The sequence below is a fragment of the Microbacterium sp. JZ31 genome, assembly GCF_016805985.1.
GTDB lineage: Bacteria > Actinomycetota > Actinomycetes > Actinomycetales > Microbacteriaceae > Microbacterium.
On sequence record NZ_CP017661.1, the window covers coordinates 1,753,804 to 1,769,378 of the forward strand.

A 15,575-nucleotide genomic window follows, 5' to 3' on the forward strand; every position below is an offset into this window, starting at 1 on the left:
GAAGCTTCGCGCTCGCCAATCATCGTCCATGCCCCGCCGACTCCCCATATGCTGTGGTCATGTCGAACGGGGATGGTCCTACTGTGCAACAGCGTGATCCATGGTTGGCTGTTCGTCACTTTCTGGGGGCGCCCGATGAGGAGATCGAGGCAGTCATCCAGGCACTCGGGGAGCCACTGCTTGGACGGGACGCTCTCGTTTCGGCTATTCAGGGGGCGGCGCCTAGCCTGAACCGCCGACTGATCAATGAAGCGCTCGGTGCAATCCTCGGCTACATCGGTGGATGGCTAGGGGCTGGAAGCCCGGGAAGCCAGGCGATCGAAGACCTGGCTGCCCAACGCACGTACCCGGATGACGAAGAGGGCGCTCTGCGGGAGAAGGCCAGGCGACTCATCTCACGGCCTGCTATTTCTATGGCGGCAGGAGCGCTACACGCCGCTCAAACCCGAGGTCAGTTCGTCTCTCAGGTTTCGATTGGCCTGGACTTGACTCCTATCGACTGGTCAGGCGGGCCGGGCGCCGCGGTCTTGCCCACATTTCCGCTGGTGATCGATTCCTACGTTCCGACCGCACCCGACACCGAGGAGCGGGTATCTGTCGCTCTGGACATCACTGATCTCCGATCACTACGAGACGCCGTCGACGCTGCGCTATTACGTGCGCAGGCGCTACAGGAGAAGCTTGAGTCGGCAGGAATCCTGATGTGGAATTTGACCGAAGAAGAAGAGCGAGAGGAGACCCCCGAATGAGCACAATTTCGGATCACCGTGTTCAATCCTCGTCAGCGGATCGCCAGCAGCGCAAGAACCTTCTTCGCCATGCGCACACAACCGCCGCCTATTCGCATTTCGATGACGAATATCGATGGATTTCGCCCTCTCCCGAAGCTTCCGACATGTTGGGTATACGGAAGTCTGTGTCGGACTATTCGTGGAACGAGAACCATCTACTGTTCATGCAGGCCATGCGTGCCGGCCAGTGGGTCGAGGCTGACATCAACGACTTGGGATCGGCGGCGCGCCATGTCAAGGTTTCACCATCGCGTAATGACAGCATTGCCGTGAGGGCGCATCAGGAGACAGGTAGGGAAACGATGCGCGGCTACTACGTCTCGAGGACATATCGAGGGCTCTGGTTCGGCCTCCTGATGCTAGCCCTTGTTTGGGGTGTTATGAGTGGCGTCGCGCTCAGCACCGGCACCCTACTTTCGCCCGCCGCAGTCCTGATGGGTATCCTGGGGACCGTGGTGCTAGCCGCGACTTTAGTATCCGCTGGCTCGCGGGACCGGATTCGACGTAAGCGCTCGTGACGGAGAAGGAACCCGGTGCGCTCAGTCAATTCTTTGGCGCCCTCACAGAATTGGTGAAAGACGCGGCCCGTCTGGAGTGGCAGACTGAGGCCGGGCGCATCAATTTCTACGGGATGGTACTCGCCTTGCTCGTGGTTCTCGCGTTCACCTTGTTCGGTACGCTTGATCTCATCGCGCAAACGATCCTCGCGGCGCTTGGTCGGGCCCCTGCTCCCGTCATGACGAATCCGCTGGACGCGGTCTGGGTGTTCATGGTCTTTACGTTGGCTTGTGTGGCCATGCTTGGAGTTCTGGTCGTCACCTCGCGCCGGAGCGACCGTAAAGAAGACAGCGGCGAGCACTGACGTCGGGTAGCGAAGCCAACCACGGACACGCGTCGTTGATCTGCTACAAGTGGATGCGCATCGCCCCGGGGTGGCACAACACGACTATCTGGTCGCCAGTCTCGATGACATGCCACCCCATAGCTTCTGCCCGCTGAATGATCTCGGGAAGCGCTCCGCGCCGAACGACGTCAGCCACGCTCCGCCGGATGACTCCACCCGCGGCGGTTTGTGCCGCCTCGAAGAACTGGTCCACCCATGCGCTCATAGCTGCGACTATGGCATATCGCCTACCCCGTCGTCGCCACAATCTCACGACGAGGCGTCAGGACAAGCGGAAGTGTAATCTCATATCGGCCGGAGAAGTGGAGATCCGGCCATGGGTAGTGCGAAGGTCAGCGAGCAGATGCTCGACGTGGTGATGGCGGCAATCGCTCCCTGCACCCTCCCACAGGCGGCGTACGGCCCGCAGTCGATCGAATGGCACCGCGACCCTCAACCCGTGTGGGCGTGGATCTCCTGGCCTCACAAGGCCGCTGAGCGCGTCGAAGGTGTCGCCCGTGGGTCTAACGATCGCGTGGTCATGATCGAGTGGTATGGCGATCGTGGCACGCTCAACACGGTCGTCTGGCGCTCGGCAGTCCGTCGGCGGGCGCCTTCGGCAAGCAACCCTGACCCGTGAGGTTAGGCGGGAGGGCGAGTGTCCAAGATGTCCGCGTTCTGAAATCGGCGGAGCAGCGTCGGGCTCAGATGCAACTGGCCTCCCTTTGGGTTCAGGACTGACGTCCCCGGGGCGTACCCCTCGAATCTCGGGTCGGAACTGAACTCGCGCCATTGCTTACGCCAGTCGATATCAGGATGCTCTACTTCTCGCCTTTCCCAAGCAGACCAGAACACTGCGCAGCTCGCCACCGTTGCTCGGGCTACCGAGTTGAGCAGCCCCTCCGCTGTCGTCAGCATGTCCTCGGTCAAGTAGAAGTCAGGGATCCCGCCATCGCTGGCTCGCCGCAATGCTTCGATGTCTGATTGTTCAGGTCGCCGAGGCGGCAATTCGTCGAACCGGTGCCGTCCCTTCACAACGACTGTGTTGGTGAAGACGGTCCGAGGCGCGCGGTGGACCAGAGCGTTGCGCTGGTCAAGCAACCAGTCCAGCCACCCCGAAGGTCCTGCGCCCTTCAGCCCGACACGGAATCCAGACACGGCCTTAGTTTGCAAGTCATGTAGTGGCGTGCCTTCAGTCTGACGGAGCGCCCTGCGCAGGCGGTCGCTCGTGTCCCACGTGGGCTCGAAGGGCCGCGCGAAGATGCTTCCCACATCCGCGCGAATCACTGGGATACCGACTCCGGACACTCCAATCGCGATGGCGGCGAGGCCGTCAATCGCCGCGCCGAGCGACGCGAAGAAAGCGAGTTGATGGACGTTGAGTTCGTCGAGTCGCTCCCGTACGCGCACTGCCAAATCCCGATCACCCCACGGGGTGCCGGAGCGCCGCACGCTGTTCGCCATGTCCGAGCCCTGAGCTGTGCGCATCCCACGGTAGAGAGACAATGACACGGCAGCCTGACGCAGGTTGCGCTTGACCGCTTCGGGGGTACTGACGATGTAGTCGCGCAGGGCGAGAGCGTCCGGCTCGCCCACCGGCAAGGACCAGCGCCAGACGTCAGCGCGACCCAGTAGCTTCTCACTCAACTGATCCGCTGCTGAATTCGCTTCGGCAACTAGCGCAAGCTCGCGCTGATGGCGCCCCATTACTTGTTACCCGCGCTCACTCGAATCGGCTTGGTGGCAATCCCGTAGAGAGCTGTCGTCATGGCGAGGCTCACCACCTCTCGACTTGGCACCTTCACACGGTGGACAACTTGGCGAACACTGCTGCGTACGGTGAAGGGCATTAGAACCCGGCGATCGCGGGACCATCAGCGGCCGGCGGCTGCACTTCGTCGTAGGGCTCGAACTGTCCGCACTCGGGGCACTCGTCGCCGCGCTCAGTGGGCCGCATCATCACGTTGCAGGACGGGCACCGCGGCTGCGCGCCGGCATCGAACAGGTCAGCTGCGCCGGAAGTGTCGCCGTACATCATCAGCCTGCTCGGGAGTCAGTTCCCACAGTTGGTTCTTCACGTGATCGGGATACTTGGCGCGCAGGTACTTGCGGATCTTCGCTCCACGACGCTGCTCGACGTGTCCGAGCTCCCTGGCGAGATCCCGAGGAGTGATCGCATCCATGAGCGCGATCGTACTGGTCGCCGTCACTGCTCTTCGTCCCTGTCCGAAGAAGAGACCCAGCTCGCGGTGCCGTCCCACTCCCCTTCCACGGCGCCCAACAGCATGCTCCGCCAGACACTCGAGAGGTTGGACAGGCAGTATCGAGTAGCGCGCAGTCGCCACGTCGCGGCTACAAGCTTGCAGACCAACTCGACGGCTTCGTCGAACGACACTGAAACGCTCTCGGGAACATCCTTCTTGCGGGAGAGTCGGAGCCGATAGCGAGCATCATCCGCCCGAGTTTCCGCCAACTCCGGAGGAGCGTCATCGACGTCCAGGCGGTCCACCAACAGATCATGCATGTACCGATTCCGCTCGTACCAGGCGAGTGCGGCGTCCTGCAACGCATGTTCCATCGCTGCGTGCAGAGGCGCAGGCACCGAGCGGGCGGAGAGACGAGCGTTGCACTCCCGCATCTTGGAGCCCCAACTCTCCGGCGCCTCGAGTAGCGCCTCCCGGTCCTGGCGATCCCTCAAAGCAGCATGCACGCCACTCAACGCAGCATCCATATGCACGGCTTCCGTCGCGATACGCCCACGAACGAAGATCCACCGGTCCGATGGCGCGAGCCCACGCACAACTTCGAGATCCATACGGAGAGCGTCGCACGTGCGCCGCTCGAGTCAGTGCAGCGCGACTTGCTCCGCATCAATCGGCTGTTCAGTCAGCCGCTCTTCACGCGCGCACCGAGAGGAGTTGCCACGCGTCTGGGAACTTCGCATACGCGTAGCGTTCTCATCGCCTACCGAGCGTCGGCAACCCTTCGCTGCTCGCCCGCACGGACTTACCCCGGTGGGCCTTCTTGCCCTTCTGCACAGGTTGGGTGCCATTCCGGCACCACTCTCCCATGCCGGGTGCTCGGTGTCGCTCAAAACCGACCGGCGTACCGTCAATCTTGGCGACTCGACCATTGCGAGGCAGACCCCGCAGCGTTCAAACCCGCTCAGCTTCTCCGTCATCGTTTCCTCAGCACGCGCGAGACTGGAAAAGCGAGAAAACTCGCTCTTGCGCACCCGCAGGATCCGGTCGTACCCGCGCAGCGTGATCGCGCCGCGCTGCAGCGCGGCCTCCACGGCTCGACGCGCCTCACGGGCTACCGGGCGCGGCCCCTGCCGCAGCCACGCGCCGGGCACGTCGGCGTTCAGCCGCCAGGGCGTCCCGCACAGCCTCCGCGCCGCGCGCTCCCGCGCCGCCGCCACGCGCTCACGCGCCTGCGCCGTCGACACGCTGGGCGACTCGTCCATCCGCGAGGACGCAACCCTCTGCAGGCGCAGATCGATGTCCATCCGGTCGAGCAGCGGGCCCGACAGCTTGGCGAGATAGCGCCGCACCACGCTCGGTGCGCAGACGCACGTGCCGCCGCGCACGCCGTATTCGCCGCACGGACACGGGTTCGTCGCGAGCACGAGCTGGAAGCGGGCGGGGAACTCCGTGCGGAAGCCCGCACGGTGGATCTCGATGCGCCCCTGCTCGAGCGGCTGGCGCAGCGCGTCGAGCACGCCGGCGGGGGCCTCGGCCGCCTCGTCGACGAACAGCACGCCGCGGCTCGCCCGGGCGATCGCGCCCGGCCGGGCCGTACGCGATCCGCCGCCGACCAGCGCCGCAATCGATGCGGAATGGTGCGGCGCCTCGAACGGCGGCGTACGGTCGAGCGCGACGACGGTCTCGCCCGCCAGCGAGCGCAGCGACGCCACCTCGAGCGCCGCCTCGTCGTCGAGCGGGGGCAGGATGCCGGGGAGCCGGCGCGCGAGCATCGTCTTCCCGGCGCCGGGTGGTCCCGACGTCAGCAGGTGGTGTCCACCCGCCGCGGCGGTGATCAGCGCCTCGACGGCCGCGGGCTGCCCGACGATCTCCGCCAGGTCGAGCGGATCGCCGGTGCGCCCGTGCCACGCCTCGCCCGGCACGGCTCGAGGTCGGGCACCTCTATGTCGGCGCCGTGCCAGCGCGCCACCTCTGCGAGCGACACCGCGCCCAGCACCTCGATCCCCGGCACCAGCTCGGCGAGGTTGGCGTGCGGGACGACGAACCGCTTGAAGCCGCGGCTCGCCGCGGCATGGACGGCCGGCAGGACGCCCGGCACGGGGCGCAGCCGGCCGTCGAGCCCCAGTTCGCCGATGTGGACCGTGCGCGCGAGCGAATCCGGCAGGACGAAGCCGTCGATCGCGAGCGACGCGACCGTGATCGCCACGTCGAACGACGTGCCCTGCTTGGGAAGCCCCGCGGGTGAGAGGTTCACGGTGACGCGCCGTCGGGAAGGCGCATCTCGCTGTTCTCGCACGCGTTCATGACCCGCCGCTGCGCCTCGCCGAGCGCCTTGTCGCCGAGGCCCATGATGCGGAACTCCGGCTTCTGCGCCGTGATGTCGGCCTCGACCTCGACGAGCTCCCTCGCAGCCCCGTGAGCGCGACCGCCCAGGTCCGCGAGACCCTCACCGCAGCCCCTCGAGGTGCTCGAGGGTGCCGCTGCGGGGATCCCGCCCGAGAACGGCGATCGCGTCCACGCTCATCCGGCCGCGCCGCACGGCATCCGGATGCGCGGCGGCCCAGGCGAGCGCGAGCCGCCACATCCGCGCGAGCTTGATGTCGTCGATCGCGCTGAACGGATGCCCGTAGGCGATGCCGCTGCGCGTCTTCACCTCCACCGCGACCACCCGGTCGCCGCACGCCGCGACGATGTCGATCTCGCCGTCGGGGCAGCGCCAGTTGCGATCGAGTATCTCGTAGCCGCGGCCCCTCAGGTAGGAGGCCGCGCGGTCCTCTCCCGCCCGTCCGAGTTCGTCCTTGCGTGCCATGCCTCGAGCGTGTCGGGACGCCGGGTGCCGGCGCTCACTCGTCGCGCCGATCCCGAACAAGGTCCGCCGACCGAGTCGCTGTGGACGAGGCTCAGCGGCCGACGTCCACGGCCCGCGCTAGCCTCCGGCCATGACCTTCGCGAACGTGGGAACACTGGGAACCGAGAGCGGCCGACGCGATGAGCTCGTCGCGATCCTGACGCAGCGCAGCGACCGGCTCGCGGAAGCCGGGTGCCTGCTCTACGAGGTCGGGGTGTCCGACGACCAGCCCGACACCGTCTTCGTCATGGAGCTGTGGGAGAGCGCCGACGCGCATCGCGCATCGCTCGCGCTGCCGGAGGTGCAGGCGTCCATCGCGTCCGCCCGTCCGCTGCTGTCGGGCGAGTTCGGCGGCTTCCGATTCGACGTCGCCGGATCGCCGCTGCGCGACTGAGGGTCACTTGCCGTCGAGCGAGAGCTCCTCGGGAAGCTGGAAGTCGCGGCGGGACAGCTCCTCGATGTTGACGTCCTTGAACGTCAGCACGCGCACCGACTTCACGAAGCGGTCCGCGCGGTAGATGTCCCAGACCCAGACGTCCGTCATCGTCAGCTCGAAGTAGAAGTCGTGCTCGGTGTCGTGGCGCACGACGCTGACGTCGTTCGCCAGGTAGAAGCGCCGCTCCGTCTCGATCACGTACTGGAACTGCGAGACGACGTCTCGGTATTCGCGGTAGAGCGCCAGCTCGAGTTCGCGGTCATAGTCGTCGAAGACCTCGTCATCCATGGTGAGACCATCCTATGACCGCCGGACGACGCGGCCGCACCGCGTCAGAACAGCGTGGGCGCGTCCGCGATCGCCCAGGAGCGACGGTGGTGCGCGCTCAGCCCGAGCTCGCGGATCGCGGCGCGGTGCGTCGGGCTCGCGTAGCCCTTGTTGCTGTGCCACTCGTAGGCCGGGTGATCGTCGTGCAGGGTGACCATCCGGGCGTCCCGCGCGACCTTCGCGATCACCGACGCCGCGGACGCCGACGCGCAGTCGCGGTCGGCCTTGATCACGGGACGCACGGGCAGCCGCGCCCCGGAGACGGGATTGATGTAGTCGTGGTTGCCGTCCAGGAGCACGACGCCCGCAGCCGGCGCGAAGCCGAGCTCCTCGAGGGCGGCCAGGGCGCGGACGGCCGCGAGACCGAGGGCGCGCATGATGCCGATCTCGTCGATCTCCTCGGACTCGGCCCAGCCGACGGCGCTGGCGCGCACCCATCCCGCGGCCCGCTCGGCCACCTCCGCGCGCCGCGGCTCGGGCACGAGCTTCGAGTCGCGCAGCCCCACAGGGACACGACGGCGTGCGGAGGCGGCGTCGACCACGGAGGCTCCCACCGCCACCGGCCCCGCCAGGGCGCCGCGCCCGACCTCGTCGCACGCGAACACCAGCGGCGTCTCCCGCAGCAGCCTGCGCTCGAGCGACAGCGTCGGCACCGCGACGGCCATCAGCCCGCGGCCCCCTCCGGCTCGGGCACGCCCGCGAAGACCTCGTGGCGCCCATCGATCCCGCCGAAGCGGTCGAACGGCCACGTGCGCAGGAAGACCTTGCCGACGACGTTGTCGAGGGGGACGAAGCCCTCCCCCGGCTGTTCCGTGTTGTAGCGCGAGTCCCGTGACCTGTCGCGGTTGTCGCCCATGACCCAGAGCGAGCCTTCGGGCACCGTGACGTCGAACGGATCCTCGGACGCCTCTGTGTCGCCCGGCGGAAGCTTCAGGTAGTCGAGCTCGTCGACGGGGACGCCGTTGATCGACACCTGCCCGAGCGCGTTGCAGCACACGACGTGGTCGCCCGGCAGACCGATGATGCGCTTGACGAGGTGGTCATCCGAGTCGGACGCGGACAGCCCGACGAGGCTCAGCACCCAGTCGACGGCTGCCTCGAACGGCGTGTGCTCCGGCTGCGGCATGGGGTCGAGCCATCCGCCCGGATCGCGGAAGACGACGACGTCGCCGCGCGAATAGCCGGTCCAGTCCGGCGTCAGCTCGTCGACGAGGATCCGGTCGTCGACGATGAGCGTGTCCTCCATCGACGCGGACGGGATGAAGAACGACCGGACGACGAAGGTCTTCACGAGGAACGACACGACCACCGCGATGACGATGATGACCACGACGTCCCGCAGAAAGGCGACCCAGCCGCGCGAGCGGCGAGACGCCGCTGCGGCCTGCTCCGCCTCACGCCGTCCGCGTCGAAACGATGGGGCCGCAGACGCGGTGGGATCGGTGCTCATCGGTTCCTTCTCCTGCGCGCGCCGGTCCCGGAGCGCTCCCTCCAGGGTCGCATATCCGGGCCCGAAGGATGCACGGCGTGCCGAAGACAGGGCCGACGTCCTCGCCGCCCGGGACGCCGGAAAACACGGAACCCCGCGACCATCCGGTCGCGGGGTTCCGTGGAGGAGGCGTGGGCTCAGCCGCGCTTCTCCTTGATCTTGGCCTTCTTGCCGCGCAGGCTGCGCAGGTAGTAGAGCTTGGCGCGGCGCACGTCACCGCGGGTCACGACCTCGATGTGGTCGATGACCGGCGAGTGCACCGGGAAGGTGCGCTCCACGCCGACCTGGAAGCTGATCTTGCGGACCGTGAAGGTCTCGCGCACGCCGTCGCCCTGACGAGCGATGACGACGCCCTGGAACACCTGGATGCGCGAGCGGTTGCCCTCGATGATGTTCACGTGCACCTTGACGGTGTCACCGGGACCGAAGACGGGGATGTCTGAGCGGAGCGAGGCCGCGTCGACGGCGTCGAGGATGTGCATGTCTGATCACTTCCTGCGGCTGCCACAGGTCGGCCGCGATGGGTTCATGGATATGTCTGCGCGTGTCGTGAGGTCTGATGACCCTCGGCTCCCCTGAGGCAGAGCGGCGAAGCGGGCACAGCGACAGCTGCACCGGCCACGGCACAAGGATCCATTATGCCATGCCCCGAACGCGCCGCCAAACGCCCGTCCGGGGTGCCGCGCCGAGTTCAGAAGCGCTCGTTGACGACGATCACGCCGCTCGCGGATGTGCGACGCGTGAGCGCGGCCTCGCGCCACAGCTGCCAGAGCTGGAGCCACAGGACGCCGAGGGCCGCCACGATCGCAAGCGCCAGCGTCAGTCCGAACCAGGCCTCGTTGAACAGGCCGACGGCGATCGTCAGGACGTGCCACACGCCGAAGGCGGCGAAGTCGATCCAGGACACCTCGCCCGTGCGCCGCACTGACGGTCGTGCGCGGTTGAGCAGCGTGAACGCCGACTGCGCGATGAACACCGAGGGCAGCGCGACGAACAGCACCCAGAGGAACGCCCAGCCGCCGGCACCCGAGATGCCCCATCCGACCAGCAGCCACACGGGCAGCAGGAAGGCCGAGGGCCACAGCCAGCGGGAGAAGATGCGTCGAAGCGCCATACCGCGATGCTATGCCGAGGCCCGTCCGCGTGGGCGAGACCATAGAGAAGACACAGCGTTGAGGAAGGTATCGGGCTCCATCGGTGAGAATGGAGGCCGACCCGAGAGGACCCCCATGATCGAACTGCGCACGCCCGCCGAGATCGAGCAGTTCCGGCCCGTCGGCCGGTTCGTCGCGGAGACCCTCGAGACCCTGCGCCACGAGACGAAGGTCGGCACGAACCTCCTCGCGATCGACCGACGTGCTCACGAGCTGATCCGCAAGGCCGGCGCCGAGTCCTGCTACATCGACTACCACCCCTCGTTCGGTGCGAGCCCGTTCGGCAAGGTGATCTGCACGTCCGTCAACGATGCGGTGCTGCACGGCCTCCCCCACGACTACGACCTGCGCGACGGCGACCTCGTCACTCTCGATTTCGCCGTCTCCCTGAACGGGTGGGTCGCCGATTCGGCGGTCTCCTTCGTCGTCGGCACGCCACGCGAGGAGGACCTCGCGCTGATCGACACGACCGAGCGCGCGCTGGCCGCGGCCATCGACGCCGCGACGGTCGGCAACCGCACGGGGGACATCTCGGCCGCGATCGCCGCCGTCGCCCACGCCGAGGGGCTCCGCATCAACACCGACTTCGGTGGCCACGGCGTCGGCCGCGAGATGCACGGCGACCCGCACATCGCGAACGACGGCCGTCCCGGCCGCGGCTTCCCGCTCAAGCCGGGCCTCGTGGTGGCGATCGAGCCGTGGTTCCTGCAGACGACGGACGAGCTCGTCACCGATCCGGACGGCTGGACGCTGCGCAGCGCGGACGGCTCGCGCGGAGCGCACTCCGAGCACACGATCGCGATCACGGAGGACGGCCCGATCGTCCTCACCGACCGCAGCGGCCTCTGACATCGAGGCCGCGGTCGACGGCACCGCGGAACCACCGGACCGCCGGGACACCCCGCCGCCGCGAGACCTCACGCGCGTCGCGAGTCATCGCCGCACGTTGATGTCCCGCCGCGCGGATCAGGTCTCGCAGCCCGTGTGAACCGCGACCTCACATCGGGCCGCCCCGGGTGGTGAGGGAATCGTTCGCTCGGGGTAACGGAAGGCCGCGGGGCGTCGAAACACGCGCTTCCTAGCGTGGGCGCATGACCGCCTCGCTCGCATCCCTTCGCCGCATCGTCGTCGTCGGCGCCGGCATGGTCGCGCACCGCTTCGTCGAGAGCCTGCTCAGCCGAGCCGGCGACGCGCCCCGGCTCGCCGTGACCGTGATCGGCGACGAGGGGCGGCGCCCGTACGACCGCGTCGGCCTCACGAGCTACTTCTCGGGGGCGTCACCCGACGACCTGACGCTCGAGCCGGCACCGCTCGACGACGAGCGCGTGTCGTTCGTCGCGGGAGATCCCGCGATCCGGATCGACCGCGAGGCGAAGACGGTCACGACGCGCTCGCGTCGCACGATCGACTACGACGCGCTCGTGCTGGCGACCGGCTCGTACGCCGCGCGGCCCGGGGTGGACGGCGCCGACCTTGCCGGCACGTTCGTCTACCGCACGCTCGATGACGTCGCCGCGCTGCGGGAGTTCGTCGGCCGGCGCTCGGCGCAGCTCGGACGCCCGCTCGCCGGCACCGTGATCGGCGGCGGGCTGCTCGGCCTGGAGGCCGCGGGCGCGCTGCAGGGCCTCGACGTCGACGCGACCGTCGTGCAGTCGTCCGATCGTCTGATGTCCGCGCAGCTCGACCTTGCCGGAGGCACGACCCTGCGTCGCCTGATCGAGAGCCGCGGGATCGCCGTGCGCACCGAGAGCCGCACGACGCGTCTGGACCAGGACCGGTCGGGGCACGTGACGGGCCTGGAGTTCCGCGACGGCGGCTACGCCCGCACGGACGTCGTGGTCTTCACGGTCGGCGTGCGTCCGCGAGATGAGCTGGGGCGCGAGGCCGGGCTCGAGCTCGGCCCGTACGGCGGCGTCGCGATCGACGCCGGATGCACGACGAGCGATCCGGCGATCCTGGCGATCGGCGAGGTGGCCGCCTACGAGGGCCGCACGGTCGGCCTCGTCGCGCCCGGCTATGCCATGGCCGAGGTCGCGGCGGACCGCCTGCTGGGCGGCGGTGCCGCCTTCCCGGGTTACGACGATGCGACGAAGCTCAAGCTGTCGGGCGTGGACGTCGCGAGCTTCGGCGACGCCTTCGCGACGACCCCCGGCGCGCTCGACGTGGTCTACGCCGATCCGGTGTCCGGGGTCTACAAGAAGCTCGTGCTGTCGGACGACGCCCAGACGCTGCTCGGCGGCATCCTCGTCGGCGACGCGTCGGCGTACGGCTCGCTGCGCCCGCTCGTCGGCAGTGCGCTGGGCGCCGACCCCGCCGCGTACCTGATGCCGGCGGACGGCGTCGAGGCTCCCGCCGGCGACCTGCCAGACGACGCGATCGTGTGCTCGTGCTCGTCCGTCACGGCGGGGCGGATCCGCGGCGCCGTGCACGAGGACGGCTGCACGGACGCGACCCAGGTCAAGACCTGCACGAAGGCCGGCGCGACGTGCGGCTCCTGCTTCACGATGGTGAAGAAGCTCGTCGGCAAGGAGCTGGCGTCGCTCGGCCAGACCGTCAGCAACGCGATGTGCGAGCACTTCGACCTGTCGCGTCGACAGCTGTTCGACGCCATCCGGGTGTCCGGGCTCGAGACCTTCAGCGCGATCATCGAGCGCTTCGGCCGCGGCCGCGGCTGCGACGTCTGCAAGCCCGCGATCGCGAGCATCCTGTCCGGCCTCGTCGGAGCGCACGTGCTCGAGGGCGAGAACGCGACGCTGCAGGACACGAACGACCACGTCATGGCGAACCTGCAGAAGGACGGCTCGTACTCGGTCGTGCCGCGCATGCCGGGCGGCGAGGTGACCCCGGAGGGCCTGATCGCGGTCGGGCAGATCGCGAAGGACTTCGGGCTGTACACCAAGATCACGGGCGGACAGCGGGTCGACATGTTCGGCGCGCGGCTGGAGCAGCTCCCCCTGATCTGGCAGCGCCTCGTCGACGCGGGCTTCGAGTCGGGTCACGCGTACGGCAAGTCGCTGCGCACGGTGAAGTCGTGCGTCGGCTCGACGTGGTGCCGCTACGGCGTGCTCGACTCGGTCGGCATGGCCGTCCGGCTGGAGCTGCGCTACCGCGGCCTGCGCGCACCGCACAAGTTCAAGCTCGGCGTCTCGGGCTGCGCGCGGGAGTGCGCCGAAGCGCGCGGCAAGGACGTCGGCGTGATCGCGACCGAGAACGGCTGGAACATGTACGTCGGCGGCAACGGCGGCTTCACGCCGCGCCACGCGCAGCTGCTCGCCGAGGGGCTGTCGGACGACGAGCTCATCACGGCGATCGACCGCTTCTTCATGTACTACATCCGCACCGCCGACCGCCTGCAGCGCACGGCACCCTGGTTCGAGGAGCTCGAGGGCGGCATCGAGGAGCTGCGACGCGTGATCTTCGAGGACGGCCTCGGGATCTGCGCGGACCTGGATGCGCAGATGGCCCGGCACGTCGCGGGCTACGAGGACGAGTGGGCCGCGACGCTGCGCGACCCGGAGAAGCTCAAGCGCTTCGCCTCGTTCGTCAACGCTCCCGACGCGCCGGATCCCTCGCTCGCCTACGTGCCGGAGCGCGGGCAGGTGCGCCCCGCCTTCCCCGAGGAGCGCGAGGCGGCCGCGAGCGGAGCGGTCCTGATCGCCGGAACCACGCTGGAGGTGCGCCGATGACCATCGCCGAGCAGACCATCGCCGAGCAGCCGGTCGGCACCGGCACCGCTGCCGAGGCGCCACGGCAGAGCGCGCCGCGCGGGTGGGTGCGCGTGTGCCGCGTGTCCGACCTGGAGGTCGAGCGCGGGCGCGCCGCGCTGATGGGCGGCACGACGCAGATCGCGTTGTTCCTCCTCGCGGACGGCACGGTGCGCGCCGTGTCGAACTATGACCCCTACGGCGGCGCGCACGTCCTCTCCCGCGGGATCGTGGGGACGAAATCACTCGGAAACACGTCACAACCGTCCGGAAACACGCCGCTGTCAGACTCGGCGCACGACGCGTCGCGCGATCCGGATGTCCGTGAGGAGATCCCCACGATCGCCTCGCCCCTGCACAAGCAGGCGTGGGACCTCCGCACCGGAATGGTCGTGGAGACGCAGGGCAGGGACCCGCGCGACATCGCCGTCTGGCCGGTCGCGGTGCGCGACGGAGAAGTGCTCGTCAAGTGGGAGGAGAGGCGATGACCACGATGTTCGGTCTCACGCTCGCCGGTCGCGACGTGCTGTTCGTCGGCGGCGGATCCGTCGCGGCGCGCCGCCTGCCGCGCCTGATCGAGGAGGGCGCGGCCATCCGCATCGTCGCGCCCGCGCTGTCCGCCGAGACCTCCGCGCTCGTCGAGCGGCACGGGCTCGCCTGGATCCGGCGAGGCGTGCGCGAGCGGGACCTGGAGGGGGCGTGGCTCGTGCACACCGCGACGGGCAGCGCCCGCGTCGACGCCGACGTCGCCGCCTGGTGCGAGCGCGCGCGGGTCTTCTGCGTGAACGCGTCCGACGGCGCGCACGGCTCCGCGCGCCTGACCGCGGAGACGCGCTCGGGCGACGTGGTGGTCGCGGTGTCCTCCGACGCGGGCGTCGATCCGCGGCGGGCCGCGCGCGTCCGCAACGCGATCGCGGGCCTGCTCGAGCGCGGTGCGCTGCCGGTGCGCAGGGTGCGCGACACCGCGCGCGGCCGCGTCGCGCTGGTGGGCGGCGGTCCCGGCCCCGTCGACCTGATGACCGTGCGCGCCCGGCGGCTGCTCGCCGAGGCCGACGTCGTGATCGCCGACCGCCTGGGCGCGGTCGACGTCCTGCGCGAGCTGGACCCCGACGTCGAGGTGATCGACGTCGGCAAGCAGCCGGGGCTGCACCCCGTGCCGCAGCACGAGATCAACGCGCTGATCGTGGCGCACGCGCGCGCGGGACGCCGCGTCGTGCGACTCAAGGGCGGCGATCCGTTCGTGTTCGGTCGCGGCGGCGAGGAGGTCACGGCGTGTCTCGAGGCCGGCGTGGCCGTGGAGGTCGTGCCCGCGCCGACGAGCGCCGTCGCCGTGCCGCAGGCCGCGGGGATCCCGGTCACGCAGCGGGGCGTGTCGGGAGCGATGCACGTCGTCAACGGGCAGGCGGAGCTCGGCTCGGGAACCCTCGCGGCCCTCGCCGACGACACCGTGACGACCGTCGTCCTGATGGGCGTGGCCGCGCTCGAGCGGATCGTGGCGGGCGCGCTCGCGGCGGGCGCTCCCGGTTCGCGGCCGGTCGCGATCGTGGAGAGCGGGCACGCACCGCAGCAGCGCACGACCCGCACGACGCTCGCCGACGCGGTCGCCCACGCGCGCGCCGCGGGGGTGCGGAATCCCGCCGTGATCGTGATCGGCGAGGTCGCGCGACCCGACCTGCTCCTTCCCGTGCCTGCCCCGGAGCATGCCGCCGCGGGCTGATGCCGCCGCGTCGCTCCACCGC

20 protein-coding genes are annotated in these 15,575 nt (G+C 69.1%); 9 read left to right on the top strand and 11 right to left on the bottom strand.

Annotated features, from left to right (window positions below; genetic code table 11):
- The first annotated feature begins 59 nt into the window (after window positions 1-59).
- From BJP60_RS08405 to BJP60_RS08420, 4 genes are all read left to right on the top strand, one after another.
- On the top strand, window positions 60-749 hold the full coding sequence (locus BJP60_RS08405) for a hypothetical protein (RefSeq protein WP_203135343.1): 690 nt from the start codon (window positions 60-62) through the stop codon (window positions 747-749).
- A complete protein-coding gene (locus tag BJP60_RS08410) occupies window positions 746-1,309 on the top strand; it encodes a hypothetical protein (protein WP_203135344.1) in 564 nt (187 codons plus the stop codon). The genes BJP60_RS08405 and BJP60_RS08410 overlap by 4 nt, the downstream gene beginning before the upstream one ends.
- A complete protein-coding gene (locus tag BJP60_RS08415) occupies window positions 1,306-1,653 on the top strand; it encodes a hypothetical protein (RefSeq protein WP_203135345.1) in 348 nt (115 codons plus the stop codon). The genes BJP60_RS08410 and BJP60_RS08415 overlap by 4 nt, the downstream gene beginning before the upstream one ends.
- Window positions 1,654-2,011: 358 nt before the next feature.
- Window positions 2,012-2,314, top strand: coding sequence for a hypothetical protein (locus BJP60_RS08420; protein WP_203135346.1), 303 nt, complete (start codon window positions 2,012-2,014; stop codon window positions 2,312-2,314).
- Window positions 2,315-2,316: 2 nt separating this feature from the next.
- Here the strand turns inward: BJP60_RS08420 and BJP60_RS08425 are convergent, their stop codons facing one another.
- From BJP60_RS08425 to BJP60_RS08445, 6 genes are all read right to left on the bottom strand, one after another.
- On the bottom strand, window positions 2,317-3,381 hold the full coding sequence (locus BJP60_RS08425; RefSeq protein WP_203135347.1) for a hypothetical protein: 1,065 nt from the start codon (window positions 3,379-3,381) through the stop codon (window positions 2,317-2,319).
- Window positions 3,382-3,680: 299 nt separating this feature from the next.
- Window positions 3,681-3,857, bottom strand: a complete 177-nt coding sequence (locus BJP60_RS08430; RefSeq protein WP_203135348.1) for a hypothetical protein — start codon at window positions 3,855-3,857, stop codon at window positions 3,681-3,683.
- A gap of 23 nt (window positions 3,858-3,880) precedes the next feature.
- A complete protein-coding gene (locus BJP60_RS08435; protein WP_203135349.1) occupies window positions 3,881-4,489 on the bottom strand; it encodes a hypothetical protein in 609 nt (202 codons plus the stop codon).
- Window positions 4,490-4,519: 30 nt separating this feature from the next.
- Entirely contained in the window at window positions 4,520-5,800 is a 1,281-nt protein-coding gene (locus BJP60_RS08440; RefSeq protein WP_238439353.1) for an ATP-binding protein, read from the bottom strand.
- The gene (locus tag BJP60_RS15260) at window positions 5,713-6,132 is read right to left on the bottom strand and encodes a magnesium chelatase domain-containing protein (protein WP_238439354.1); all 420 of its coding nucleotides are present in this window, start codon (window positions 6,130-6,132) and stop codon (window positions 5,713-5,715) included. Before BJP60_RS15260 ends, BJP60_RS08440 begins: the two co-directional genes overlap by 88 nt.
- A gap of 192 nt (window positions 6,133-6,324) precedes the next feature.
- Window positions 6,325-6,687 carry a YraN family protein gene (locus BJP60_RS08445; RefSeq protein ID WP_203135350.1) on the bottom strand — a complete coding sequence of 121 codons (363 nt, stop codon included), beginning with the start codon at window positions 6,685-6,687 and terminating at the stop codon, window positions 6,325-6,327.
- Window positions 6,688-6,817: 130 nt separating this feature from the next.
- Here BJP60_RS08445 and BJP60_RS08450 point away from each other — a divergent pair, with 130 nt between their 5' ends.
- Window positions 6,818-7,120, top strand: coding sequence for a putative quinol monooxygenase (locus tag BJP60_RS08450; protein WP_203135351.1), 303 nt, complete (start codon window positions 6,818-6,820; stop codon window positions 7,118-7,120).
- Between the two features lie 3 nt (window positions 7,121-7,123).
- On the opposite strand, the gene BJP60_RS08455 is transcribed toward BJP60_RS08450, so the two are convergent.
- From BJP60_RS08455 to BJP60_RS08475, 5 genes are all read right to left on the bottom strand, one after another.
- Window positions 7,124-7,450, bottom strand: a complete 327-nt coding sequence (locus tag BJP60_RS08455) for a DUF2469 domain-containing protein (RefSeq protein WP_134745171.1) — start codon at window positions 7,448-7,450, stop codon at window positions 7,124-7,126.
- A 44-nt stretch (window positions 7,451-7,494) separates the two neighbouring features.
- Window positions 7,495-8,154 carry a ribonuclease HII gene (locus BJP60_RS08460; RefSeq protein ID WP_203135352.1) on the bottom strand — a complete coding sequence of 220 codons (660 nt, stop codon included), beginning with the start codon at window positions 8,152-8,154 and terminating at the stop codon, window positions 7,495-7,497.
- Window positions 8,154-8,939, bottom strand: a complete 786-nt coding sequence (gene lepB / locus BJP60_RS08465; protein ID WP_203135353.1) for a signal peptidase I — start codon at window positions 8,937-8,939, stop codon at window positions 8,154-8,156. The genes BJP60_RS08460 and lepB overlap by 1 nt, the downstream gene beginning before the upstream one ends.
- Before the next feature lie 176 nt (window positions 8,940-9,115).
- Complete coding sequence (gene rplS, locus BJP60_RS08470; protein WP_203135354.1) at window positions 9,116-9,460, bottom strand: 50S ribosomal protein L19; 345 nt, start codon at window positions 9,458-9,460, stop codon at window positions 9,116-9,118.
- A gap of 209 nt (window positions 9,461-9,669) precedes the next feature.
- On the bottom strand, window positions 9,670-10,092 hold the full coding sequence (locus tag BJP60_RS08475) for an MFS transporter permease (RefSeq protein WP_203135355.1): 423 nt from the start codon (window positions 10,090-10,092) through the stop codon (window positions 9,670-9,672).
- Between the two features lie 115 nt (window positions 10,093-10,207).
- On the opposite strand from BJP60_RS08475, the gene map reads away from it, so the two are divergent.
- The 4 genes from map to cobA all read left to right on the top strand — a co-directional run bounded on the left by map (window position 10,208) and on the right by cobA (window position 15,553).
- The gene (gene map / locus BJP60_RS08480; protein ID WP_203135356.1) at window positions 10,208-10,981 is read left to right on the top strand and encodes a type I methionyl aminopeptidase; all 774 of its coding nucleotides are present in this window, start codon (window positions 10,208-10,210) and stop codon (window positions 10,979-10,981) included.
- A 242-nt stretch (window positions 10,982-11,223) separates the two neighbouring features.
- Window positions 11,224-13,818: a nitrite reductase large subunit NirB gene (gene nirB, locus BJP60_RS08485; RefSeq protein ID WP_203135357.1), complete on the top strand. Its 2,595-nt coding sequence runs from the start codon at window positions 11,224-11,226 to the stop codon at window positions 13,816-13,818.
- Window positions 13,815-14,324 (top strand): nitrite reductase (NAD(P)H) small subunit, encoded by a 510-nt coding sequence (locus tag BJP60_RS08490; RefSeq protein WP_203135358.1) that lies wholly within the window; start codon window positions 13,815-13,817, stop codon window positions 14,322-14,324. Before nirB ends, BJP60_RS08490 begins: the two co-directional genes overlap by 4 nt.
- Window positions 14,321-15,553 (top strand): uroporphyrinogen-III C-methyltransferase, encoded by a 1,233-nt coding sequence (gene cobA / locus BJP60_RS08495; protein WP_203135359.1) that lies wholly within the window; start codon window positions 14,321-14,323, stop codon window positions 15,551-15,553. Before BJP60_RS08490 ends, cobA begins: the two co-directional genes overlap by 4 nt.
- Window positions 15,554-15,575 lie beyond the last annotated feature (22 nt).

What these genes read in the sequence shown, in the direction of transcription:
- BJP60_RS08455 (WP_134745171.1), bottom strand. Translation starts at nt 7,450, where the DNA reads ATGGATGACGAGGTCTTCGACGACTATGACCGCGAACTCGAGCTGGCG.
- nirB (WP_203135357.1), top strand. Translation starts at nt 11,224, where the DNA reads ATGACCGCCTCGCTCGCATCCCTTCGCCGCATCGTCGTCGTCGGCGCC.
- BJP60_RS08425 (WP_203135347.1), bottom strand. Translation starts at nt 3,381, where the DNA reads ATGGGGCGCCATCAGCGCGAGCTTGCGCTAGTTGCCGAAGCGAATTCA.
- BJP60_RS08410 (WP_203135344.1), top strand. Translation starts at nt 746, where the DNA reads ATGAGCACAATTTCGGATCACCGTGTTCAATCCTCGTCAGCGGATCGC.
- BJP60_RS08420 (WP_203135346.1), top strand. Translation starts at nt 2,012, where the DNA reads ATGGGTAGTGCGAAGGTCAGCGAGCAGATGCTCGACGTGGTGATGGCG.
- cobA (WP_203135359.1), top strand. Translation starts at nt 14,321, where the DNA reads ATGACCACGATGTTCGGTCTCACGCTCGCCGGTCGCGACGTGCTGTTC.
- BJP60_RS08475 (WP_203135355.1), bottom strand. Translation starts at nt 10,092, where the DNA reads ATGGCGCTTCGACGCATCTTCTCCCGCTGGCTGTGGCCCTCGGCCTTC.
- BJP60_RS08490 (WP_203135358.1), top strand. Translation starts at nt 13,815, where the DNA reads ATGACCATCGCCGAGCAGACCATCGCCGAGCAGCCGGTCGGCACCGGC.
- rplS (WP_203135354.1), bottom strand. Translation starts at nt 9,460, where the DNA reads ATGCACATCCTCGACGCCGTCGACGCGGCCTCGCTCCGCTCAGACATC.
- BJP60_RS08460 (WP_203135352.1), bottom strand. Translation starts at nt 8,154, where the DNA reads ATGGCCGTCGCGGTGCCGACGCTGTCGCTCGAGCGCAGGCTGCTGCGG.
- BJP60_RS08405 (WP_203135343.1), top strand. Translation starts at nt 60, where the DNA reads ATGTCGAACGGGGATGGTCCTACTGTGCAACAGCGTGATCCATGGTTG.
- BJP60_RS08445 (WP_203135350.1), bottom strand. Translation starts at nt 6,687, where the DNA reads ATGGCACGCAAGGACGAACTCGGACGGGCGGGAGAGGACCGCGCGGCC.
- BJP60_RS08450 (WP_203135351.1), top strand. Translation starts at nt 6,818, where the DNA reads ATGACCTTCGCGAACGTGGGAACACTGGGAACCGAGAGCGGCCGACGC.
- BJP60_RS08430 (WP_203135348.1), bottom strand. Translation starts at nt 3,857, where the DNA reads ATGGATGCGATCACTCCTCGGGATCTCGCCAGGGAGCTCGGACACGTC.
- map (WP_203135356.1), top strand. Translation starts at nt 10,208, where the DNA reads ATGATCGAACTGCGCACGCCCGCCGAGATCGAGCAGTTCCGGCCCGTC.
- BJP60_RS08435 (WP_203135349.1), bottom strand. Translation starts at nt 4,489, where the DNA reads ATGGATCTCGAAGTTGTGCGTGGGCTCGCGCCATCGGACCGGTGGATC.
- lepB (WP_203135353.1), bottom strand. Translation starts at nt 8,939, where the DNA reads ATGAGCACCGATCCCACCGCGTCTGCGGCCCCATCGTTTCGACGCGGA.